This is a genomic window from Micromonospora sp. LOL_013 (assembly GCF_048060315.1).
In the GTDB taxonomy this organism is placed as follows: Bacteria; Actinomycetota; Actinomycetes; order Mycobacteriales; family Micromonosporaceae; genus Micromonospora_E.
Genome location: NZ_JBHMIQ010000035.1, coordinates 47,827 through 69,060, shown reverse-complemented (window position 1 = coordinate 69,060; position 21,234 = coordinate 47,827). Strand labels below are relative to the sequence as shown.

The following is a 21,234-nucleotide window of genomic DNA, read 5'->3' as shown; positions in this document are numbered from 1 at the left end:
GTCCGGCTCGCGGGGAACGCTGCGCCCCGGGGGCGCCGATCGGGGACCGGCCGGCTACCCCCGGCCTACCGTGGTGACCGTGCCGGGCCGGCGCAGCGCGTCCTTGTACGCTCGGACGCTGACCGCCTTGCCGTCGCGGTCAGTGTCGTCAGGGTCGATTTCCCAGCCGTCGAGCTGCACCCACGAGTATTCCTCCGGCGACGGCCAGATCTCCACCACCCGGAGCCGCACGGGCCGGTTGGCGTCCACGTGGTCACATTGCCGCAGCGCCACCAGATCACCGGGGCACGCCAGCGGGGTCGGCTCAGGCATCGTCGACGGCTCCGTACGACTCGGCGGATTCGTCCTTGTCGTCGTGCGGGTAGCCGGCGGGCATCAGCCCGGACAGGTGCAGGACGGCGCGGATTCGTCGGGCGTTCGCCGGCTCCCACCGGTCCAGGATCGCGATCGCCCGTAGGAACGGGCGGCACGGCCCGGGGACGCCGCCGCACCGGTGGCATTCGCCGGTGGTCCGGTTCGGCAGGTGGGTGCGGGCGGTGGAGTTCGCGTCGTGGATCGCCCGGGACAGCGCGGGGGAGCGGGCCGCCCGGTTGGTGTGGTCCGCGCTTCGGGCGTCGTCGACCGCACCGTACGGGGCGGCAGCCACGCCGCGCGCGCCGGTGAGCTGGAACCGCCCGTCCTGATCGGGGTCGGTCTCCCCGGGTGTCCGCTTCGGCAGCGGCGGCCTGCCCGGCGTGGGTGTCGCATCGTCCGCTGCTGTGAACGTGATGTACCGGGCGAGGCGGGGAGTCCCGCCAATGCCGTCATTCCTGATCGACATTCTTCCTCCGAGTGCAGTCGACTGTGGTGTTCGCCGACTTCCACCCTGGACTATCAGCCCCCCACCACAGAAGATGGGAAAAGCCCGGGAGCGACCAGGTGGCAATTGATCAACGCGGGTGACTCCGGGGAATGTCCGGCACCGGTCAGTGGTGCGCCGTGATGAATTGGGGGACGTGAAAGGCTATGTCTGCGAGCGAGTATCTGGTAGAGGACCTTCGTCGCGTCCGGGAGATGCTGGGGCTCACCCAGGAGTCCTGGGGTGAGCGCCTGCACTTCTCGGCGTCGCACGTCGGCGCGGTGGAGCGCGGCGAGCGGCCGGCGCTGCCGGACTACCTCGGGGCGGTGGACCGGGTGTACGGCACCGCGTTCATGAAGTTCTATCGGGAGTTCATCCGTGGCGAGTGGACACCGGTGTGGTATCGCCCGTTCGTCGAGTACGAGGGCCGCGCGAGACTGCTACGGATCTTCCAACCGATGATGATGCCCGGCCTGTTGCAGACCGAGGCGTACGCACGCGCCCTGTTGCAGGCGCTCAACACCAAGCCGGAGGATCTTGAGCTGGCCCTGGCCGCCCGACTGGACCGGCAGGAAATCGTCACCCGGGCCACCAACGCCTGCCGACTGGTGGTGGTGCTCGACGAAATGGTGTTACGCCGGTCGGTGGGAGGGCCGGAGGTGATGCGCGACCAGTTGAAGGCGATCGCCGACGCAAACCAGCGGCAGAACGTGCAGGTGCACATCGTGCCGTTCAGCACCGGAGGCTATCCCGGGATGCTCGGGCCGATGGTGCTCGCGACCGTGGACGGCCGGACAGTCGGCTTCCTCGAAGGCCACCAGGAAGGGCGGCTGATCGAGGCCACGGACGCCACCGAGGCGCTGGAAGAGGACTGGGAGACGATCCGGGGGTACGCTCTGCCCGCACGACTGTCCCACGAGATGATCATGGAGGCGATCGAGACATGGAGCTGACCGAGGCGCATTGGCGCAAGAGCACCAGGTCCGACAGCGGCAACTGTGTCGAGGTGGCCGACAATCTGCCGGGCCGCGTCTACGTCCGGGACACCAAGAACCGCGACGGCGGTACGTTGGCCTTCGCCCCGTCGTCCTGGTCGAGCTTCGTCGAGCTGGCGAAGAAGTACGCCTGAGCCCGCGCCGGTCCGCTTTCCGTAGCCGGAGCGCACAGAACCCCGGGACCCGCCCAGTTGCAAGGGTCCCGGGGCTCGCTGGCGTTCGCGAGGTGGCGCTGACACACGTTGAATTGGCGAAATAACGTGCGTCAGCGTCACCTCGACGATGTCAATCGCGGCCGGCCGGGTCGCGCAGGATCGCCGCGAACGTGTCTCTGATCAACTCGTCCGTCGGGGCGTCTAGGCCGAGTTTCGTCAGGCCACCGGTGAGTCGCAGGATGGTCAGGCCGTGGACGGTGAACCAGACAGGGTGTCGGCGCCGGTCAGGATCGGTGCCCGGCCGGCCAGACCGATCAGGGTGTCGCGGGCGGCGGCCTGTAGCTGCCGCACGTGCCCGTGGGTGAACGTACGCAGGAACGATCCGAGCGTCGACGGCGCGTACACGCTGCCGAACAGCGACCGCATGCCACCGTGCCGGGCGATGTCGAGGTCGTCGATGCTGTCCGCGCCCGCGAGCATCCCGGCCATGATCGTGGCGACCTTCCCGGCGGGGTTCGCGCCCTTGTCCGTCGGCAGCCGCACCCGGTCGGTGACCGCGTCATGCAGACCGGCCTGCTCGGCCAGGCGCATCACCGGAACGAGACCGGCACACGACACCAGATTCGGATCGTCGAACGTCGCGCGCACCACCGGCGCGTCCTGGCGTGTTCTCACCTGCGAGGTGCCCTTTCGAGCCGAACATAGAAGCTTCGCAAATCCTATCATTCCAGCTCAGAGGGCACCTTCTACCCTCGGGGCTTCGCCAACCCGGCCTTCATCGGTGGATCGAGGCTCAGGCAACTGCCGCCTGCCAAGCCCACTAACACGGACCCGCTGACCATGAATATTACTCATGTTCTGGTTGTGTGTTGACCAGCGCGGGTACCCTACCTACCGACAAGACTGGTTCTCTGACGAACACTCTAGCTGTCTCGGCCGAATTTCAGACCATCGACCAGGCAGCCTAATGGCTGTTCTGACCGGCAGTTACTTGACGGCGTACTGGTGCTGCTTATGCTGCATCGTGCAGATCGAGGGCTGGCGCGAGCTGTGATGCCATTGTACGCTCGTCGGAGCGGACAACCATAACTTATGCGTCAGTTCCGATTCGAGGAGATGAATGCTTGCGATGCATGCGGAGTATCGGGAATCTGCCCCATCGAACTGCTATAGGAGTGCAAGATTCGGAAGGCTCGTCGTTTGTATCCCGTGCCGATAGGTTAGGGCACGTCTTGATCGTCGCTCTATTTGCGGCATTTGTGATCCTAACTACCGCCTCGCTGGCGCAGGCCGCTACCTATTTCTATTACGCCAATGATACGCCCACCGCAGAGCTTCAGCACCGCTACTCGGGTGTGCGACCTTCAATTTCCGGCGGTATGGCCAGCTCTATGCTAGGTGGTGACGCCGGATCTGCGTACAACGTCATCGAGACGTACTATTCCTACCCTGGCTATCAGACCGTTGGTTATGCTTCTTCGGGAGGGACGGTCTACTTGTCGCATGCCCAGGTGGTGGATGCTTCACAGAAGTGTCATTGGGATTGGCCGATCGCAGGCGGAACGATTCCCGGGGAACTGGATCTGACCTGTGCCTCAAGAAATTGATCGTATACCCTACGGGCAGTCACACGAAATGATGGGAGTTTCGAGTGCGAGTTCCGGCTCTCGGCGTAACGGCTGGCGTCGCGGCATTGAACGTGATTTCGACTGCGCTTCCGGCGCTTGCCCAGGATGCGCCCCGCGTGGAAGTCGAGAGAATGTTGCCTATTCTGGCGCTTCCACAATCTGTGCAGGATCGTGTGCCGGAGGATGTCGACCTGGGTCATCTCGGCAACGTCTCACGAGAGTCGGTGCGATTTCTTGGCGAAGATGATATCGCGGATTACTGGGTGGGGCGCTCTGGAAACACGCAGGTGTGTTTGATCGTCAAGATTTCTGGAGGAAATGGTGTATCGGCTTCTGCATGTGCTTCCCTGACAGATTTTTACCGGACGGGACTCGGGCTCGGTGCTGGCGAAAGCGTGAACGGTTCTGAGGGCTCTATCGAAGCTTATTTACTGCCTGCGGACATCGATCCGATCGATCTTGGTGCTGCGCGCCACATGAAACAAGCTTGGCAAGGAAGGCCTGATGCTCACTTGCTGACTGTCCGACCTCGGGTCGTATCCAACTGGAAGGGGTCCGAAGTCGAGCGAGACAATGGAATCTCCTTCCGGTTTACCCCTATCTCATCCAAGGGGAGATGAGAAGTGATCCTCAATGCTCGATACGCTCTCAAGGCGCGAATCCATTCGCGTCTAGGAGTGATCATTTTCCTATCTGCTGCGCTCTTGGGTATCGCTGCCCCTGTCGCACGTGCGGCGAGCTATCAGTACGCCGACGACATTTCTACTCCCGAGCTTCACCCTCGAACTTCTGGGCTTCGATCGAGTGTTACAGGCGGTAGGGTTGCTTCAAGTCTAGGAGTTGGAACTAGCACGGTCGCAACCTATTACGACTACCCTGGGTATACCGAGATTGCCTACGCTGTCGGCGATTCTCCGCACTTTGTCAGCCTCTATCATGGGCACACCACCAATGCCCATAGCAAGTGTTATTGGTACGCTGGCGGCGTAGGTGGTTCAGCTGAGCTGGACTGTTGGGTATTTTCCTAATTACATGGCCGAGGTCGTTCGTAATGATGGGTATAGGTAGCAAAAGGTGAAGGCTCTGGCGTGGGGAATTTGTGGATTAGCTCTTGGCGTGCTGTTTGTTTTTGTCGTCGGCATCCTTAGTGTCCAGGTAGCTGGGCTGCGAGCAGGTGCGGTCTTCGATCTGAACAATGTGGTAGTGGCGGTTACTTCTCCACGGGTTCCGTTCCTGCAGATCTTTGCAATCGCCACGCTTGGTGGTTTGGTCACGTACTCATTTGTCCTGGGTGTTCGCAAGCTTGTCCGACCCTCGTGGTTGGCGCTTGTTTCTGGATTTGCTGTTTCGGTTGTAGTGCTGATTTTCTGGTCTTTTGTTATTGCGCCTAGTGTAAGTGTGGGTCGCGACCTGCCTCTCGGGATATTGGAAGGGTGGGAGGGTTGGATACAGGAAGGAGGCATGAATCCAGCTGTGCATGTAGTCTTCTTGTTAGCACTCGGCTCTTTGTGGCAGTTTCGACGTGCCTTCCAGCATCCGCCCGCTGCTAACCGCAGCGAGGAGGCGCCGGAGGGCAGTCAGATCATTATTCCCCGGGATTCCGACGAGCCTGGTGGCGGCTGAAGGCTCCCCGTTGTGACCGGTCAGGTCAGTGGGCGGTAGGGGTTTGCCAGACGGTGGTGCGTGGCAACGGCACCTTACATCGACAACCATTGCAGTGTCGCCCCGGTGGCAGGCAGCCAGGGCGACACCGCGTGCAGGGTCGGCTCGCCCGCTGTCCCATACTCAGCGGCATGACGCTGACCGGTGGGCGGGCGCACCGCATCTACAGCGTCGTCGTGTTCATCGTGCTCGCCTCGCTGGACAACGTGGCGATCGGCCTGGTCCCGCCGCTGTACGGCAGCATCGCCGACACGTACGCCGTACCGGAAGGGGCGATCGGGGCGGTCACCGCCGCGACCTTCCTGGTCAGCGCGATCGCCGCGGTTGGCTGGGCGTACGTCGGCGACCGAGGCGACCGCAAACCGCTGCTGATGGCCGGTACGGTGATCTGGGGGCTCGGCGCGGTCGGTACTGCACTCGCGGGCAGCTATCCGCTGTTCTTCGCCGCGCAGCTGGTCGCCGCCGTCGGCCTCGGCGCGGTCGCCTCGGTCGGCTTCTCCGTGGTCAGCGACCTGATCACCCCCGGCCGGCGGGGCCTGGTGATGAGCTTCTGGGGGCTGTCGCAGGGCGTCGGCACGCTGGCCGGCACGCTGCTCGGCGGGCTGCTGGGGCACGCCGACTGGCGGCGGCCGTTCCTGGTGCTGGCCGCCGCCGGGCTGGCCGCCACGGTCGCGTACCTGTTCACCTACGACGTGCGGCGCGGGCAGAGTCAGCCGGAGCTGGCCGACCGGTTCGCCGCCGGCGGTGAGTACGAGCACCGGATCAGCCGGGCCGACCTGCCGACGATCGCCCGGCGGCGGACCAACGTCTGGCTGGTGGCGCAGGGGCTCACCGCCCAGGTCGCGTTCGGCTCGCTGGTCTGGCTGCCGGCGCTGTTCAGGGCCCGTGCCGAGGAGCAGGGCTACACCGCCGGTACGGCGATCATCGTCGGCAGCGTCTTCGCCACCCTGTTCCAGCTCGGCGGGGCGCTGTCCATCGTCGGTGGGCTGGTCGGGGACCGGCTGCAACGGCGTACCCCTCGGGGTCGGGCCCTGGTCGCGGCGGTCGGCATCCTCGCGGCGGTGCCGTTCTACCTGGTGTTGTTCTTCGTGCCGATGCGCATCGACGTGCCCGACGGTGCCGGTGCCGGTGCGGTCACCGCCGCCGTGCTGCGCGGGGTGCTCACCGAGCCGACGATCGGGCTGAGTTTCCTCACCGCGCTGCTCGCGTTGGCGTTGACGTCGGCGAACTCGCCGAACTGGTTCGCGTTGATCGCCGACGTCAACCCGCCGGAGCACCGGGGCACCGTCTACAGCCTCGGCAACCTGGTCAACGGGGTGGGGCGGGCGACCGGCAACGCGTTGCTGCCGGTCGCCCTGCGGGCGGTCGGCGGTGTCGTCCCACCGCCGTTGAACTACGCCGTCGGCCTGGCCGTGTTCCAGCTGTTCTTCATCCCGACCGGGATCATGTACTGGCTGGCGTCCCGTACCGCCCCGCGTGACATCGACGACGTGCACACCCTGCTCAGCGAACGCGCTGCCGGGCCCAGACGGTGACGTCGGTCGGGACCCGTCCGCTGCCGTTCAGCGGGCCGCTGGCGATCAGCGGTTCGGTGCCCGGCGGCAGGGACACCGGCTCGGCACCGAAGTTCGTCACCACGGTCACCTCGTCGACGCAGAAGGCGAGCACGTCCTCCGGTGACTCCAGCCACCGCAGCCGGCCGGCGCCGAGCCCGAGCTCGCGGCGCAGCCGCAACGCTGTCCGGTACAGCTCGTAGGTCGACCCCGGCACGTCGCGCTGCCGGTCGAGGGCGTACTCGGCCCACACCGGCGGCTGCGGCAGCCAGCTGGCGTCGGTCGGCCCGAACCCGTACGACGGGCTGTCCGCCTCCCAGGGGATCGGCACCCGGCAGCCGTCCCGGCCGCGCTCGGTGTGGTCGGTGCGCCGCCAGGTCGGGTCCTGCCGGACCTCGTCCGGCAGCGTGGTGTGCTCCGGCAGACCCAGCTCTTCACCCTGGTAGAGGTAGGCCGAGCCGGGCAGCGCCAGCATCAGCAGGGTGGCGGCGCGGGCCCGGCGCAGCCCGAGCGCGGTGTCCGGCTGCGGGTCGTTCGCGCCGATGCCGCGCGGCCGGGCCGCGCCGATCGGCAGCGCCAGCCGGGTGGCGTGGCGCAGCACGTCATGGTTGGACAACACCCAGGTGGTGGGCGCGCCGACGGCTTCGGTGGCGGCCAACGACCGTTCGATTACCGTACGCTGCGCCTCGGAGGTCCACGCCGCCTCCAGGTACTCGAAGTTGAACGCCTGGTGCATCTCGTCCGGCCGGACGTACGCGGCGAGCCGCTCCGCCGGCTGCACCCACGCCTCGGCGACCAGGATCTGCTGCCCGGGGTACTCGTCCAGCACCGACCGCCACTGCCGGTAGATCTCGTGTACGCCGTCCTGGTCCCACATCGGCGGCCGGGGCTGGTCGACGTGATTGCCGGAGGTGGTCTCCTCCGGGTAGTGCCAGTCGGCCAGGTCGGCCTGCTTGACCAGGCCGTGCGCCACGTCGACCCGGAAGCCGTCGACGCCCCGGTCCAGCCAGAACCGCAGGATGGCCACGAACTCGTCGCGGACCTGCGTCGAGTCCCAGTTGAGGTCGGGCTGGCCGGCATCGAACAGGTGCAGGTACCACTGGCCCGGCGTGCCGTCCGGGCCGTCGACCCTGGTCCAGGCGGGGCCGCCGAAGACGGACCGCCAGCTGTTCGGCGGTCGTTCCCCGTGCTGGCCGCGTCCGTCGCGGAAAACGTACCGGTCCCGGGCGGAGCTGCCCGGCTCGGCGCCGAGCGCCTCGACGAACCAGGGGTGTGCCGACGACGTGTGGTTCGGCACCAGGTCGACGATCACCCGCAGCCCCCGGTCGTGGGCCTCGGCGATCAGCCGGTCGGCGTCGGCCAGCCGGCCGAAGATCGGGTCGACGTCGCGGTAGTCGGCCACGTCGTAGCCGGCGTCGGCCTGCGGCGACGGGTAGAACGGTGACAGCCAGATCGCGTCGACGCCGAGGGCGACGAGATAGTCCAGCCGGGCGATCACGCCGGGCAGGTCACCGATGCCGTCGCCGTCGGAGTCGGCGAACGACCGCGGGTAGATCTGGTAGATGACCGCCTGCCGCCACCAGTCGATGCCGGCACCGTCACGGGTACGGGCCCCGGCACCGTCACGGGTACGGGTCGATGGCGTGTTCACCAGTGTGCTCCTCAACTCAGCTCGGTTGGCGGGCTAACCCGCAGCCAGGAACGCCCTGGCCGCCGGGTCAGCGGTGCCTCGTACGTGGGTCTACCAGGTCGGCCGGTGCGGTCACCCGGTTTCCCGGGGTGGCGCGGTCGACTCGCGGACCACCAGTCGGGTGGGCAGGGTCACCGTGTCGGTCGGCGTGGCGGCGGCGGGCGGCGTGCCGGCTGCGAGCGGGTTGGGCGGCGTTTCGGCTGCGAGTGGGCCGAGTAGCGTGCCGGCGGCCAGTCGGCCCTGCTCGGCGGCGGGTTGGGCGACGGTGGTCAGCCCGACCACCCGGGCCACGTCGTGGTCGTCGATGCCGATCACGCTGACGTCCGCCGGCACCCGCAGTCCGGCCTGTCGCAGAACTGCGATGGCGCCGAGCGCCATCTCGTCGCAGGCGGCGAAGATCGCGGTCGGCACCGGGCCACGGCGCAGCAGTTCGGCGGTGGCCAGTCCGCCGCCGGCGATGGTGAAATCGCCCTCCAGGTCCAGTGCCGGGTCCGGGGTGAGGCCGGCCGTGACCAGCGCTTCCCGGTAGCCGCGGCGGCGGTCCAGGTGGGCGGTGAAGGCCAGTTCCTCGCCGGAGTTGCCGGAGATGTGGGCGATCCGCCGGTGCCCGAGCCCGATCAGGTGGCCGGTGGCGGTCCGGGCGGCGGCCACGTCGTCGATCCGGATGCTGGGCCAGCCGGGTACGCCGGTGCCGGAGCTGACCGTGACCCCCGGCATGCCCAACGCGGAGATGGCGGCAAAGTCGGACCGGTGCAGCGGGGTGGCGACCAGCATCAACGCGTCCACCCGGTGGCGCAGGCTGGCGGTGTGCAGCATCCGCTGCCGGGCGTTCTCCCGCCCGCCGAGGTTGTACAGCAGCAGGTCGTAGCCGGCTTCCTGCAGCGTGTCCTCGGCGGCTTCGACGACGGTGCTGAAGAACCAGCGGGTGATCCGGGGCACCACGACCGCGACGGCCCGGGTCTTGCCGCCGGCCAGCCGTGACGCGCTGGGCGAGGCGATGTATCCGAGTTGCGCGGCGGCGTCGAGCACCCGTAGCCGGGTCGCCTCGGTGACCGTCGGCAGGCCCCGGAGGGCCCGCGAGACGGTCGCCGTGGAGACCCCGGCCAGCCGGGCGACGTCGTCGATTCTGGTCATGGATCATCACCTCGCCCGCGTGGTCGCGGCCGGCGTCGCCCCGTGGTCAGCCCTTGACGCTGCCGGCCAGCAGCCCTCGGACGAAGTACCGCTGCAGGGAGAGGAAGACGATCAACGGCACGATGATCGAGACGAAGGCGCCCGAGGTCAGGCGTTGCCATTGATCACCTCGGGTGCCGGCGAGTTCGGCCAGCCGTACTGTCAGTGGTGCCACCCGGCTCTCGCCGCCCGCGAAGATCAACGCGACGAGCAGGTCGTTCCAGACCCAGAGGAACTGGAAGATGCCGAACGCGGCCAGCGCCGGGGCGATCAGCGGCAGCACGATGGTCCGGAAGATCTTCGGGTGGCTGGCCCCGTCGACCCGGGCCGCCTCCATCAGGTCCTTGGGCAGCTGCGACACGAAGTTGTGCAGCAGGAACACCCCCAGCGGCAGGGCGAAACAGGTGTGCGCGAACCAGACCTGGACGTAGCGCTCGTAGCTGTCCAGCCCCCAGGGCGGGGTGATGGTGACGCCGCCGATCGTGGTGCCCTGCGAGAAGAACCGCAGCAACGGCACCAGCGCCATCTGCAGCGGCACGATCTGCAGCGCGAAGATGCAGATGTAGATCAGGTCCCGGCCGCGGAAGTTGATCCAGGCCAGCGCGTACGCGGCCAGTGCCGCGAAGGCCAGCGGGAACAGCACTGACGGGATGGTGATCACCAGTGAGTTGACGAAGTAGCTGGACAACTGCCCGGACGACGAGGACCGGCCGAACAGCACGTCCTGGTAGTTCTGCAGGGTGACCTGCGGGTCGGTGAAGAAGGTCCACCAACCGGTGGTCCGGATCTCCTCGGCCGGTCGGAACGAGGAGACGAACAGACCGAACGTCGGAATGGTCCAGATCACCGCGATGACGATCGCGACGATCGTCGCCGTCGGAGTGTTGAGCCGCTTGCGGACCCGGCCGACCCGGGTACGGGGCCGTTCCTCCCCGCTGCTGGCCGGAGCGGCCACGGGGGGCGTGGTGGTGGTCACGGGTGTCACACCTCCCGCTGCTTGCGCAGGTTACGGATCTGGTAGATGACGATCGGGATGACCAGCACGAACAGGAACACCGCCAGGGCCGAGCCGTAGCCGTTCTGGCCGTAGCGGAACGCCTGGTTGTACATCTCGTTGGCGATCACACCGGTGTCGTAGTTGCCGTTGGTCATCGTCCGGACGATGTCGAAGACCTTCAGGGTGGCGATCGAGATGGTCACCACCACGACGATCAGCGCCGGGCGGATGCTCGGCATGGTGACCCGCCAGAACATCTGCCAGGCGTTCACCCCGTCGAGGCGGGCGGCTTCGATGATGTCGGCTGGAATCGCCTTGATCGCGGCGGAGAGCACCACCATCGCGAACCCGGCCTGGATCCAGATCATCACCACGATCAGCAGCAGCGTGTTCAGCGGGGCGTTGAGCTGCAGCCAGCGCTGCGGCTCGAAGCCGAACAGGGTGACCAGGTAGTTGAGCAGGCCGTACTGCTCCTGTTCGCCGCCCCGGTACGCGTAGACGAACCGCCAGATGATGCTGGCGCCGACGAAGGAGATCGCCATCGGCATGAAGACCAGCGACTTGGCCAGCGCCTCGAACCGGGCCTTGTCCACCATGATCGCGTAGAGCAGGCCGATCGCGGTCGCCACCGTCGGCACCAGGATCACCCAGATCAGGGTGTTGGTCAGCACCTGGATGATCTCGTCCTGGGAGAACATCCAGCGGTAGTTCTCCAGGCCGACCCAGTTCTCGCTGCGTCCGTCCATGAACGACAGGACGGTGGTGCGCAGCGCCGGGATGACCAGTCCGATGCCGAGCAGCAGCAGGGCCGGCAGCAGAAAGAACAGGCCGAACAGGCCTTCGCCGCCGCGTCGGGGTCGGCCGATCGGCACCGATCCGCCACCACCACCGGCGCTGGCCGCGATCAGCCGCTGCTCCCGTCGGCGGGCGAACCAGCTCGGCACCGCGTCGAGCAACAGCAGCATGCCGCCGACGATCACCACGAACGCGATCAGGCCGTACAGCAGCATCAACAGCTTCGGGTACTGCTCAGCGAAGTCGAAGTACATCCGCCCTCCCAACGGATCGTCGACCGGAGCCAGCTATGGTGCGGCCGGCCCACCCCCGGTGTGCTCGTGGGTGGGCCGGCCGCGTGGTGTCAGCTGGTCGGCCAGGAGCCTTCGATGTAGTCGAGGGTCTCTTCGGTGTTCTGGCCGCTGAGCCAGTCCACCATGCCGCGCCAGAAGGTGCCCGCGCCGACCGCGGCCGGCATCAGGTCCGATCCGTCGAAGCGGAACGTGGTGTTCTCGTCCTGCAGGATCTCCACGGAGAGCCGGTCGATCGGGTTCTCCACGTTGGCGATGTCCAGCCCGCTGTTGGCCGACACCCAGTTGCCGAGCGAGGCCCGGCTGTTGGCGTACTCCGGCGAGGCCAGGTAGGTCTGCACCGCCTGGACCTCGGGCCGGTCGGCGAAGGCCACGGTGAACTCGCCACCGCCGAGGACCGGCTGGCCGGCGCTCGGGTCGTTGGTCGGGAAGTAGAACGCGAAGACGTCGCCGTCCTCGGCCACCTCGGTGCCCTCCGGCCACTGGTTGGCGTAGAAGCTGGCCTGCCGGTGCAGCGCGCAGTCACCGTCGAGGATCGGGGTGCCGGCATCCTGGAACGAGGTCGCGGTGATGCTGTCGACGCCACCGAAGCCGCCGTTGACGTACTCCTCGTTCTTGAGGATCGAGCCGGCCTGGTCGACGGCCTCGGCGACCCGCGGGTCGTTGAACGGGATGTCGTGGGTGGTCCACTGGTCGTAGACCTCCGGCGTCTGGGTCCGGAGCATGATGTCCTCGATCCAGTCGGTGGCCGGCCAGCCGGTGGCGTCACCGGACTCGACCCCGACGCACCACGGCTTGGTGCCGGTGGCGGCGACCTCGTCGCTGAGCGCGATCAGCTCGTCCCAGGTCTCCGGCACGGTCCAGCCGTTGTCGGCGAACATGCTCGGCGAGTACCAGACGAAGGACTTGACGTTGGAGCCGAGAGGGGCGCCGTAGAAGGTGCCGTCGACCGTGCCGTACGCCAGCCAGTCCTCGCTGTAGTTGGCCTCGGCCATCGCCTTGGTCCCGTCGGAGGCGGCCTGCAGCTGGCCGGCCTCGGCGAACCGGCCGAGCAGGCCGGGCTGCGGGATGAAGGCGATGTCCGGCGGGTTGCCGCCGTCGACCCGCACCTGCAGCTGGGCTTCGAACTCGCCACTGCCCTCGTAGCGGATGTCGATGCCGGTGCAGTCGACGAACTCGCTCCAGGACTGCTCGAGCAGGTCCGCCTCGGCGTCACGGATCGAGGCGTAGATCGTCACCTCGGTGCCGTCGTTGCCCTGGTAGTCACTGTATGGGGCGCATTCCTCGGACTCCGGGTCTGCGCTGGTGCCGCTGTCGGAAACACACGCCGTCGAGGCGAGGGCCAGCCCGAGCACGCTGGCGAGCGCGAAGGCCTGGCGTGGTCTGGTGAAGACCGCCATGGAGCGTTCTCCCTTCCTAGCCGGCGGGCCCCGCGTCCCCGCGATCGGGCTGCGCCGGTCGGTTGCTGTCTGGGCGTCTTCACATGTAAGCGCTTGCAATGGAAGCGCGTCCAGTCCTGACCAGCTACGAGCCAGTAACGATTCGGAAACCTTGACCCGCTACTCAGCTGTTGAGCTGCCAGATGGACAGGTTCAGCGCGGCGGCGAAGGTGACCCAGCCCCAGTACGGGACCATCAGCAGAGCGGCCGGTCGCCAGACCCGCCAGAACAGCACCACGGTGGCGCCGACGAGCAGCCAGAGGAGCACGATCTCAGCGAACGCCAGACCGTACCGGCCGGCGGCGAAGAACAGCGGTGTCCAGGCGGCGTTGAGCACCAGCTGGGCCAGCCAACTGGCGATCGCCAGGCCGGCACCGGCCCGTCGCCAGACGGTGAACCCGGCGACGGCGATCAGCACGTACAGGATGGTCCAAACCGGGCTGAACAGCCAGGACGGCGGTGCCCAGGACGGCTGGACCAGTTCGGCGTACCGGGAACCGGCGTCGCGGGCGGCGAACGCCCCGACCGCCGCAGCCGCCGCCACCAGGCCGAGGAACACCGGTAGACCCCACCACGAGCGCATGGCAACTCCAGGGAACAGCAAATTGGGGAGCGCGTAGCGACTCCAGGGAAACAACAGGTCAGGCCGGGGCCGCCGGCACCGGTCCGCAATAGGGAGGAGCGGGCCGGTCCGGCGGCGCCGGCAGGCTCGGGGTAGATGTGGTCAGGTCGATGTCGGTTGAGGGGGCCGGGGGTACGCCCGGCACCGTCAAGCGAACAGACTCACGCCACCGGGACCGACGAGCAGCCCGACGACGATCAGCACGATGCCCCAGAGCAGTTGCCGACGGAACAGCGCGAGAACGCCGGCGACGACCAGGACGACTGCGAGAATCCAGAGAAGTAGCTCCATGGCCGCTGAATACCCTTGCGACCGGCGACGGAAACCTGCACCAGTCTGGTCAAGCGACCGACCCGGCGAGCGAATACACGCTGTACGCCTGTTTGATCACCGGATGGGCGACGTTACGGACCCGAACCCCACCGGGGGTGGTGCCCCGTTCGCTGCCGAAGTGGGCGTGGCCGTGCACCGCGAGGTCGGTCGGTGCCGCGTCGATCGCCTCGGCAAGCAGGTAGGAGCCGAGGAACGGGTAGATCTCGGGCGGCTCGCCGGCTAGTGTCTCCGGCACCGGCGAATAGTGGGTCAGCGCCACCCGTACGTCGCAGTCCAGCCCGACCAGCGCCGCCTGTAGCCGATCTGCGGCGTCCGCCGTGGTGGCGACGAACGCCTTCATCTCCGGCTCGCCGAACCGGCTCGCGCACCGCCCGGCGAACCCGCCCCCGAACCCCTTGACCCCGGCCACCCCGAGCCGGCCGCCGGGGCAGTCCACCACCACGCCGTCGCCGTCGAGCACCGTGACCCCGGCGTCGCTGAGTATCCCGACCAGCTGCGGCACCTGGTCACAGTGGTGGTCGTGGTTGCCGAGCACCGCCACCACCGGGACCGCCAGACCGCCGAACTCGTCGGCCACGCACCGCGCCTCCGACTCCGTGCCGTGCCGGGTCAGGTCGCCGGCCAGCAGCAGGACGTCGGCCCGGTCACCGAGCTGCGCCAACGCTGGGCGGAACCGGCCCAGCACGTCCCTGTCCATGTGCACGTCTCCGACGGCCGCGACGCGGATCACGACAGCTCCTCCGCCTCGGTCGGCACGGTGGTGCGACTGACGACGATGTCGACGATCAGGCGTACGCCGGGGAAGCGCTCGGCCACCAGCCGGACGATCTCCGCCCGCCGGTGGGCGCTCTCGACCTCGCCGCACAGCACCAGGCTGTGGTCCCGGCGAGAGACGCCCACCCCCTGCTCGGCGGTGTCGGCGTGCTCGCTGAGCAGCCGCTGCACCGCCGCCTCGGTGTAGCCGTCGAGCCGGTCCGGCCCGGTCTGTCGCGTCGACTGCCCCGATATCCGGGTCATTGCCCCACCTCCTGGCTGTCGTCGGGTGCCCGTCGGTGGCATACCCGTTCCCGGCCGGTTCGTGCGTGCGGGCACGGCGCGTGACAGTGGGCGAGCGGGGTGACGACGTGCACGTGCTCGCTACCGTTGGGAAAGTGCTCGTCACAGTGACCCATGCGCCACCGTCACCATCAGAGTCACCGTCCCGGCCCGCGTCCCGCCCGCCGTCGCCCGTACAGTCCACGTCGTCAGCCGCGTCGCCATGCCCGCCACCGGACCCCGCAGGGAGCACAGTGGATGCCGATCCGGCCTGGTCGCCGCCGGCCGGGCTGCGACGGATCGCGTTGGTGGGCATCGACGGGGTCGGCAAGACCACTCAGGCACACCTGCTGGCCGAGGCGCTGACCGCCGCCGGCCGGCCCGCCCGGTACTGGCGCAACGCCGGCGGTCGACGCTGGCTCGACCGGTTGGCGGTCCGGATCGGCCGCCCGGACGCCCGACGGATGGTCGGCCGTGGCGGGCTGATGTTCCTCGAGGCGTTGCTGCGCTGGCTCGCGATCGCCCGGTCGGTGCTCGGCTCACGCCGGGCGATCGCGGTGATGGACCGGTACGCGGTCTGCCAGTACGCCAGCATCCGCACCCACGGCGCAGGCCACTGGGAGCGGCCCGCCCGGCTGGCCTACCGGGTGTTTCCCCAACCGGACGTGACGTTCCTACTCTTGCTGCCGCCCGCCGAAGCGGCCCGGCGGATCGACGCCCGGGGCACCGACCACGAGTCGCTGGAGTTCCTGGCGACCAGCGCGGCCGCATACGGGTCGCTGCCGGAGGCCGCCGGGTTCGTGGTCATCGACGCCCGGGGCACGGCCGCCCAGGTCGCCGCAGTGATCCGGCAGCGGCTGACCGAATGGCGGCCGGACGACGGCCGTCCAGCCGGCGCCTCGTGGCGGCCGGATCCAGACGATTCGCGTGCGTCGTGACCCGCAGGCCGGTGTCTGTCGGGTGGTGATGAACCGTGCACCCCGCTCGGGCCGTACTCCTGGCCAGGACCAACCGACCGGCGTTGGCCAGGACCAACCGACCGGGCGGGCAGTGACGAGGATCGCAGGAGGGGTAGTGACGGGAATCGCTGCGCCCCTGCCCGGTGTCGTGGTGTGCTGGGAGTCTGCCACGCCCCGCCGACCTGAGTGCATCGGGCAGTCGGCCGGCCCGACGCAGCGTGGCGATCGAGGAGCCTGGCAGGAAACGCCAATCCCGCTCACAGCAATTATTCAGGCAATCGTGTCAGCTTCGACTCACGAGACGGAATCCCTGACGCGTCTCATCTGTTGTGCAGGTGTCGGCGCCATACGGCGGGCCTGCCACATCAGGTTCGCCGGATCGGAGGCGGACGTGACGGGGGAGAGGCTGATGGAGATGCGCATCGCAGGTGACAGGGCACGACGTGGGGTTAACGAGGGGACCGTGAGCAACGTGGAGAAGACGATGGCTTTGCGGACCGACGAGGTCGCCGAGGAGCGGGACCTCGTTGGCGTCTACCTGCATGAGATCTCCCGCACGCCGCTGCTCGACGCGGCCCGGGAAGTCGACCTCTCCAAGGCGATCGAGGCCGGTCTGTACGCGGAGCACCTGCTGGAGCAGGGCGTGCCGCGGGCCGGGGTGAGCCGCGAGGAGCTGGAGCGGCTGGTCGTCGAGGGTGAACGGGCCAAGGACCTGTTCATCCGGGCCAACCTGCGTCTGGTGGTGTCGATCGCCCGCCGCTACGTCCGGTCCGGGATGCCGATGCTGGACCTGATCCAGGAGGGCAACACCGGTCTGGTCCGCGCGGTGGAGAAGTTCGACTACGAGCGTGGTTTCAAGTTCTCCACCTACGCGACCTGGTGGATTCGGCAGGCCATCAGCCGGGCGATCGCCCAGCAGGAGCGGACCGTACGGCTTCCGGTGCACCTGGTCGAGGACGTCAACCGGATGCGCAACGTGGCCCGCCAGTTGACCCGGGAGCTCGGTTCGGACCCGGAGCCGGAGCAGATCGCCGCCTCGCTCGGCGTGCCGGTCGAGCGGGTGCACGAGCTGGTGCGGTGGTCGCAGGACACGGTGTCGCTGGACACCCCGGTCGGCGACGACGGCGACACCAACCTGGGCGACCTGGTGGCCGACAGCGACGCACCGTCGCCGGAGGACATCGTGCTCACCGGTTTGGAGCGGCAGCGGATCGAGGGCCTGCTCAACCACCTGGACGACCGGTCCGCCGGCATCATGCGGGCCCGGTACGGCTTGGAGGACGGGCGGGAGCACTCGCTGACCGAGGTCGCTTCGCGCTTCTCACTGTCCCGGGAGCGCATCCGTCAGCTGGAGATCCAGGCGCTGGGCCGGCTGCGGGAGCTGGCCCGGGCGGAAGGGCTGCAGGCGGCCTGACGAATCGGCTGCAGGCGACCTGATCCGCCGATGAACTGACAACCCACCGACGAACTGCCGACGGCCCGGCATCCGCCTTGCGGATGCCGGGCCGTCGGCAGTGTCGCGCGAGCGACCGGGTCAGCGGACCCGGCCGTAGCCGTACGGCGGCATCATGTCCACGCTGGCCAGCTCGACGGTACGGCCGAAGGTGGGTGCGTGGATCACCTGGCCGCCGCCCACGTACAGGCCGACGTGGGCGAGACCGTTGTAGAACACCAGGTCACCGGGCTGCAGTGCGCCACGGTCGATCTTCGCGACCACGTCCCACTGCATCGCCGCGTTGTGCGGCAGGCTCTTGCCGGCGGTACGCCACGCGGCAAGCGTCAGGCCCGAGCAGTCGTAACCGTTCGGGCCGCTGGCAGCCCAGACGTACGGCTTGCCGATGGCTCCGTACGCGAACTCGACGACCGAGCCGGCGGCACCGGACACCGACGGGACGGTTCCGGTGTACGACGAGCCGGTCTCGCTCGCGGCACCGTAGGCCCGTTCCCGCTTGTCCATCAGCTCGTCGATGTCCGCTTCGATGCTCTTCTTGCGGTCGGCGAGCTCCTTGACCTGGGCGTCCTGCTTCTTCAGTGCCGCCTGCAGCTTCTCCTGCTCGGCCAGGTAGGTCAGTTGGGTGCTGGTGAACTCGCTGAGCCGCTGCTGCCGGTCCCGGGCCAGGTGGTCCAGGGTGCCGAGCCGGTGGATAAAGCTGCCGGAGGTGCCGTCGAGCAGGGCGCTCGCGGTGCTCAACCCGCCGGTCTTGTACGCGTTGACCGCGATCTGACCGACCTCGGTCTGCGCTGCCGCGAGTTCGGCCTGCAGCGGGCCGAGCTTGGCGTCGATCTCCTCGGCCGCCGCCCGGGTGGCCTTGGCCTCCTCCCTGAGCCGGTTGTACGACTCGACGACCTTGGCCAGCTCTTCGGATTCCTCGTCGATCTGCTGCGTGAGTTCGCTGACCGTCGGCTGGGCGGTCGCGGCGGTCGCCGGTACCACCAGGCCGAGGCTTACGCCGGCCAGCATCAGGGTGCGCAGCAGAATCCGCGCTGTTGACAAGAACGCAGAACCCTTCTTCCTCGCCGCCTACCGGGTTAGCTGACGGATTCGGGCGGGAAGTTCGCCCTACCGCGGTGAACCGCGGATTCACCCCAGTTGCCGATGGGTCCCCGGATCGCAACCGTGAGATCACTGTTTGTAACGTCAGATAATCTCAGGACGGCGATTCGGCGGCACTGGACCGGCGTCACCGCTTCCCGGCGACTGGTGACCGGACCAGCTGGTCCAACTTAGCCGCAAGGTTGCGACGCGGAAAGTGCTGCGATCGTGATCCGTGGCATGGAACTGGCCGGAGCCCGTTGACAGTTACTGGATGTGACGGTTGGCTGCTCTGGGCAACATTCCTGTTGTCTTCGCGTGACCGGTTGACTCCGGCGCGTCGTCATTGGACAGCGTCTGATCAATTGCGAATAATGCGTCATTAGTCGGTCTGTGCGGTTGTCGTCAGTAAGCTATCCGGATGAATAGCCGCAAAAGGTCTGATTCGCCATCCAGGACGCGGCCTGCCGTACGTCATTCTGCTAGGTGGCAGAATGACCACCTTCCATCGAGTAGCTAGCTGTTTGCACAATGGACCCGCAAGGTCAGCGCCGCACGAGCCCTTCGGAGGCAGCTATGCGTGCTACTCGCCAGACCCCACCCCGACGCGGTTCCCCGGTGCCCGCCCAGTCCGGCTCCAGTGTCGGACGGACCTTCTACCGGCAGCCCGGCATCTGCGTGACCGGTGAATGGTTCGTCGTGGCCGGCCGGCGTTTCGCCGTCCGCGACCTCACCGAACTCCGGACCGCGCGAGGCGCCCGCGACCGGCTCACCGGCCGGGTGATCGCGGTGACCGCCCTGACCCTGGCGGCGGTCGCGGTGACCGTCGGCTACACCCGCGGGTTGGACGAGGTCAGCGCGGGTGTCTACCTCGCCATGCTGGCGGCTGCGTTCGTGCCGGTGGCGGTCGCCTGGCTCGGCGACCGGTTGCGGCCGCGGGCGTACGAACTATGGGGCCGTCACCAGGGACTGCTGTTGCTGCTGTTCAGCACCGACGACGAACGCCAGTACGGCCAGGTGAGCCGGGCGTTGATGCGGGCTCGGGAGATCTCCCGGCTGGCCGGTCTGTCCGAGCCGGTCACCATCGAGCCGTGGGTGCCCGACCAGCGGTGAGCGGGCCCGGCCGCCGTCGCGGTCGTCGGCGGGCTGGTCGACGTCGATCAGCCCGCGTCCGGCCCGTCCAGCCGCCGGGCGAGGTCGTGCAGCATCGCCACCGAGTCGGCTGGCGACAGGGATTCCGCCCGTAGTCGGTCGAAGACATGCTGGTACGGCCGGACCTCGTCGGCCCGGTCGATGACCTCCTCGACCAGAGCGCTCTCCACGTACACCACGTCAGCGTCGGCCTGGTCGGCGAAGTGCAGGATGACGAACGGCCCGAGCACCGTGTTGCTTCCGGCGGCGAACGGCAGCACCCGGACCGTGACATGAGGCGCCGCTGACATCTTCGCCACATGCTGGAGCTGCTCGCGCAGCACCCGCGGGCCGCCGGTCATCCGGCGCAGCGCAGCCTCGTCGATGATCACCTCGATCTGCGGCGGATCGGCGCCGAAGAGCACCTCGTGCTGGCGGGCCAGCCGGATCTGCACCCGCCCTTCGATCTCGGCCGCCGGTACATGGTGCGGGCCGTCGGCCGGGATCACCGCGCGGGCGTACTCCTCGGTCTGCAGCAGGCCGGGGAAGCTGATTGGCTGAAAGTACCGCAGTGCCGACGCTTCCGCCTCCAGCCCGATGTAGGCCGCGTAGGCGGCCGGCACCCGATCCTTGTAGCCGCTCCACCAGGCGCGCCGTCGTGCCGCCCGGGCCAGCTCGACGAGCTCCTGCACCTGCTGCTGGTCGCGTACGCCGTACAGGTCCAGCAAAGCCTTGACGTCGTTGGTCGAGATGCTGACCGAACCCGACTCGATCCGGATCAGCTTCGACAGCGACCAGTCCATTTGAGCGGCGACGTAGTCCTGGGTCAGCGCGGCGGCATCGCGTGCCCGGCGTAGCGCCGCACGCAGCCGGCGACGCCCGATGGTCGGGCCCTGGTGTCGGGCAGGCATGGGAACGCTCCGGGGGGGGGTGCCTTGCAGAGTGCCACCTGGCTGGTTGCCACCCTGTTGCACGCTACACCGCCGCCGTCAGGTCTGCTAAGGACGGCCGGCCCTCCGCATGGTCCGAACGGCGGTTTCACCGGGTTTTCGCGGTGTCGCCCAGTCGCGTCGGCAAGATCGGGGACTGATACAGTCCGCCCGATTGCCTGCGTGCTCTGATGGCAAATTTACCGATTTATCCTTATTAAGGAGTCTAGGTGACTGTGATCAGCACTGCCGGTCCGGCGTGGCGTAAGAGCCGCCGCTGCGAGGCGACGACCTGCGTCGAGGTAGCCGAGATCGGCTCGGCGGTCGGGGTGCGCAACTCCACCGACCCCGGAGTGCACCTGGAATTCTCGGCAGCAGCCTGGTCGGCATTCGTCGCCGGGCTGTCCGGTGCGCCGACCAGCTCCGGCGGCCACACGATGGGTTGATCCGACGCCGCACGAGGCTCGGCTCCCCGGC

General features: G+C 68.0%; 23 protein-coding genes, 1 pseudogene and 1 riboswitch. Of the genes and pseudogenes, 10 read left to right on the top strand and 14 right to left on the bottom strand.

Annotated features, from left to right (window positions below; all coding sequences use genetic code 11):
- Window positions 1-54: 54 nt before the first annotated feature.
- Together ACFHWS_RS22015 and ACFHWS_RS22010 are read right to left on the bottom strand one after the other, a co-directional pair.
- Window positions 55-312 (bottom strand): hypothetical protein, encoded by a 258-nt coding sequence (locus ACFHWS_RS22015; RefSeq protein ID WP_416553531.1) that lies wholly within the window; start codon window positions 310-312, stop codon window positions 55-57.
- Window positions 305-820 (bottom strand): hypothetical protein, encoded by a 516-nt coding sequence (locus ACFHWS_RS22010; protein ID WP_416553533.1) that lies wholly within the window; start codon window positions 818-820, stop codon window positions 305-307. The genes ACFHWS_RS22015 and ACFHWS_RS22010 overlap by 8 nt, the downstream gene beginning before the upstream one ends.
- A gap of 185 nt (window positions 821-1,005) precedes the next feature.
- Here ACFHWS_RS22010 and ACFHWS_RS22005 point away from each other — a divergent pair, with 185 nt between their 5' ends.
- The gene (locus tag ACFHWS_RS22005; protein WP_416553535.1) at window positions 1,006-1,791 is read left to right on the top strand and encodes a helix-turn-helix domain-containing protein; all 786 of its coding nucleotides are present in this window, start codon (window positions 1,006-1,008) and stop codon (window positions 1,789-1,791) included.
- Window positions 1,782-1,967, top strand: a complete 186-nt coding sequence (locus tag ACFHWS_RS22000) for a DUF397 domain-containing protein (RefSeq protein WP_416553537.1) — start codon at window positions 1,782-1,784, stop codon at window positions 1,965-1,967. Before ACFHWS_RS22005 ends, ACFHWS_RS22000 begins: the two co-directional genes overlap by 10 nt.
- A 294-nt stretch (window positions 1,968-2,261) precedes the next feature.
- On the opposite strand, the pseudogene ACFHWS_RS21995 reads toward ACFHWS_RS22000, so the two are convergent.
- Window positions 2,262-2,663, bottom strand: a pseudogene (locus tag ACFHWS_RS21995) (IS1380 family transposase); the annotation flags it as partial.
- Window positions 2,664-3,220: 557 nt separating this feature from the next.
- On the opposite strand from ACFHWS_RS21995, the gene ACFHWS_RS21990 reads away from it, so the two are divergent.
- The 4 genes from ACFHWS_RS21990 to ACFHWS_RS21975 all read left to right on the top strand — a co-directional run bounded on the left by ACFHWS_RS21990 (window position 3,221) and on the right by ACFHWS_RS21975 (window position 6,813).
- Complete coding sequence (locus ACFHWS_RS21990) at window positions 3,221-3,595, top strand: hypothetical protein (protein WP_416553539.1); 375 nt, start codon at window positions 3,221-3,223, stop codon at window positions 3,593-3,595.
- 44 nt (window positions 3,596-3,639) lie between these two features.
- Window positions 3,640-4,236 carry a hypothetical protein gene (locus ACFHWS_RS21985; RefSeq protein WP_416568923.1) on the top strand — a complete coding sequence of 199 codons (597 nt, stop codon included), beginning with the start codon at window positions 3,640-3,642 and terminating at the stop codon, window positions 4,234-4,236.
- Window positions 4,237-4,690: 454 nt separating this feature from the next.
- Window positions 4,691-5,239 carry a hypothetical protein gene (locus ACFHWS_RS21980; protein ID WP_416553543.1) on the top strand — a complete coding sequence of 183 codons (549 nt, stop codon included), beginning with the start codon at window positions 4,691-4,693 and terminating at the stop codon, window positions 5,237-5,239.
- Between the two features lie 170 nt (window positions 5,240-5,409).
- Window positions 5,410-6,813, top strand: coding sequence for an MFS transporter (locus ACFHWS_RS21975; protein WP_416553545.1), 1,404 nt, complete (start codon window positions 5,410-5,412; stop codon window positions 6,811-6,813).
- Here the strand turns inward: ACFHWS_RS21975 and ACFHWS_RS21970 are convergent.
- The 9 genes from ACFHWS_RS21970 to ACFHWS_RS21930 all read right to left on the bottom strand — a co-directional run bounded on the left by ACFHWS_RS21970 (window position 6,782) and on the right by ACFHWS_RS21930 (window position 15,187).
- Window positions 6,782-8,482: a glycoside hydrolase family 13 protein gene (locus tag ACFHWS_RS21970; RefSeq protein WP_416568922.1), complete on the bottom strand. Its 1,701-nt coding sequence runs from the start codon at window positions 8,480-8,482 to the stop codon at window positions 6,782-6,784. The genes ACFHWS_RS21975 and ACFHWS_RS21970 overlap by 32 nt on opposite strands.
- 111 nt (window positions 8,483-8,593) lie before the next feature.
- The gene (locus ACFHWS_RS21965; protein ID WP_416553549.1) at window positions 8,594-9,655 is read right to left on the bottom strand and encodes a LacI family DNA-binding transcriptional regulator; all 1,062 of its coding nucleotides are present in this window, start codon (window positions 9,653-9,655) and stop codon (window positions 8,594-8,596) included.
- Window positions 9,656-9,701: 46 nt separating this feature from the next.
- Window positions 9,702-10,670 carry a carbohydrate ABC transporter permease gene (locus ACFHWS_RS21960; RefSeq protein WP_416553551.1) on the bottom strand — a complete coding sequence of 323 codons (969 nt, stop codon included), beginning with the start codon at window positions 10,668-10,670 and terminating at the stop codon, window positions 9,702-9,704.
- Window positions 10,671-10,675: 5 nt separating this feature from the next.
- Complete coding sequence (locus ACFHWS_RS21955; RefSeq protein ID WP_416568921.1) at window positions 10,676-11,740, bottom strand: carbohydrate ABC transporter permease; 1,065 nt, start codon at window positions 11,738-11,740, stop codon at window positions 10,676-10,678.
- Between the two features lie 89 nt (window positions 11,741-11,829).
- Window positions 11,830-13,176, bottom strand: coding sequence for an ABC transporter substrate-binding protein (locus ACFHWS_RS21950; protein WP_416553555.1), 1,347 nt, complete (start codon window positions 13,174-13,176; stop codon window positions 11,830-11,832).
- Window positions 13,177-13,339: 163 nt separating this feature from the next.
- Window positions 13,340-13,798 (bottom strand): TspO/MBR family protein, encoded by a 459-nt coding sequence (locus ACFHWS_RS21945; RefSeq protein ID WP_416553557.1) that lies wholly within the window; start codon window positions 13,796-13,798, stop codon window positions 13,340-13,342.
- A gap of 186 nt (window positions 13,799-13,984) precedes the next feature.
- Window positions 13,985-14,128 carry a GPGG-motif small membrane protein gene (locus tag ACFHWS_RS21940; RefSeq protein ID WP_199757467.1) on the bottom strand — a complete coding sequence of 48 codons (144 nt, stop codon included), beginning with the start codon at window positions 14,126-14,128 and terminating at the stop codon, window positions 13,985-13,987.
- A 49-nt stretch (window positions 14,129-14,177) separates the two neighbouring features.
- Window positions 14,178-14,867 (bottom strand): metallophosphoesterase family protein, encoded by a 690-nt coding sequence (locus ACFHWS_RS21935; RefSeq protein WP_416568928.1) that lies wholly within the window; start codon window positions 14,865-14,867, stop codon window positions 14,178-14,180.
- 29 nt (window positions 14,868-14,896) lie between these two features.
- Complete coding sequence (locus tag ACFHWS_RS21930) at window positions 14,897-15,187, bottom strand: hypothetical protein (protein ID WP_416553559.1); 291 nt, start codon at window positions 15,185-15,187, stop codon at window positions 14,897-14,899.
- A gap of 272 nt (window positions 15,188-15,459) precedes the next feature.
- On the opposite strand from ACFHWS_RS21930, the gene ACFHWS_RS21925 reads away from it, so the two are divergent.
- Entirely contained in the window at window positions 15,460-16,143 is a 684-nt protein-coding gene (locus ACFHWS_RS21925; protein ID WP_416553561.1) for a dTMP kinase, read from the top strand.
- A gap of 442 nt (window positions 16,144-16,585) precedes the next feature.
- Window positions 16,586-17,578, top strand: a complete 993-nt coding sequence (locus tag ACFHWS_RS21920; RefSeq protein WP_416553775.1) for a sigma-70 family RNA polymerase sigma factor — start codon at window positions 16,586-16,588, stop codon at window positions 17,576-17,578.
- A gap of 120 nt (window positions 17,579-17,698) precedes the next feature.
- Here ACFHWS_RS21920 and ACFHWS_RS21915 read toward each other — a convergent pair whose 3' ends face one another.
- Window positions 17,699-18,658: an NlpC/P60 family protein gene (locus ACFHWS_RS21915; protein ID WP_416553563.1), complete on the bottom strand. Its 960-nt coding sequence runs from the start codon at window positions 18,656-18,658 to the stop codon at window positions 17,699-17,701.
- A gap of 10 nt (window positions 18,659-18,668) precedes the next feature.
- A riboswitch (cyclic di-AMP (ydaO/yuaA leader) is annotated at window positions 18,669-18,800 on the bottom strand.
- 473 nt (window positions 18,801-19,273) lie between these two features.
- Here ACFHWS_RS21915 and ACFHWS_RS21910 point away from each other — a divergent pair.
- Entirely contained in the window at window positions 19,274-19,810 is a 537-nt protein-coding gene (locus ACFHWS_RS21910) for a DUF6232 family protein (protein ID WP_416553565.1), read from the top strand.
- Window positions 19,811-19,857: 47 nt separating this feature from the next.
- Here ACFHWS_RS21910 and ACFHWS_RS21905 read toward each other — a convergent pair whose 3' ends face one another.
- Complete coding sequence (locus ACFHWS_RS21905; RefSeq protein WP_416553567.1) at window positions 19,858-20,739, bottom strand: helix-turn-helix domain-containing protein; 882 nt, start codon at window positions 20,737-20,739, stop codon at window positions 19,858-19,860.
- A gap of 248 nt (window positions 20,740-20,987) precedes the next feature.
- Here ACFHWS_RS21905 and ACFHWS_RS21900 point away from each other — a divergent pair, with 248 nt between their 5' ends.
- Window positions 20,988-21,203 (top strand): DUF397 domain-containing protein, encoded by a 216-nt coding sequence (locus ACFHWS_RS21900; RefSeq protein ID WP_416553569.1) that lies wholly within the window; start codon window positions 20,988-20,990, stop codon window positions 21,201-21,203.
- Window positions 21,204-21,234 lie beyond the last annotated feature (31 nt).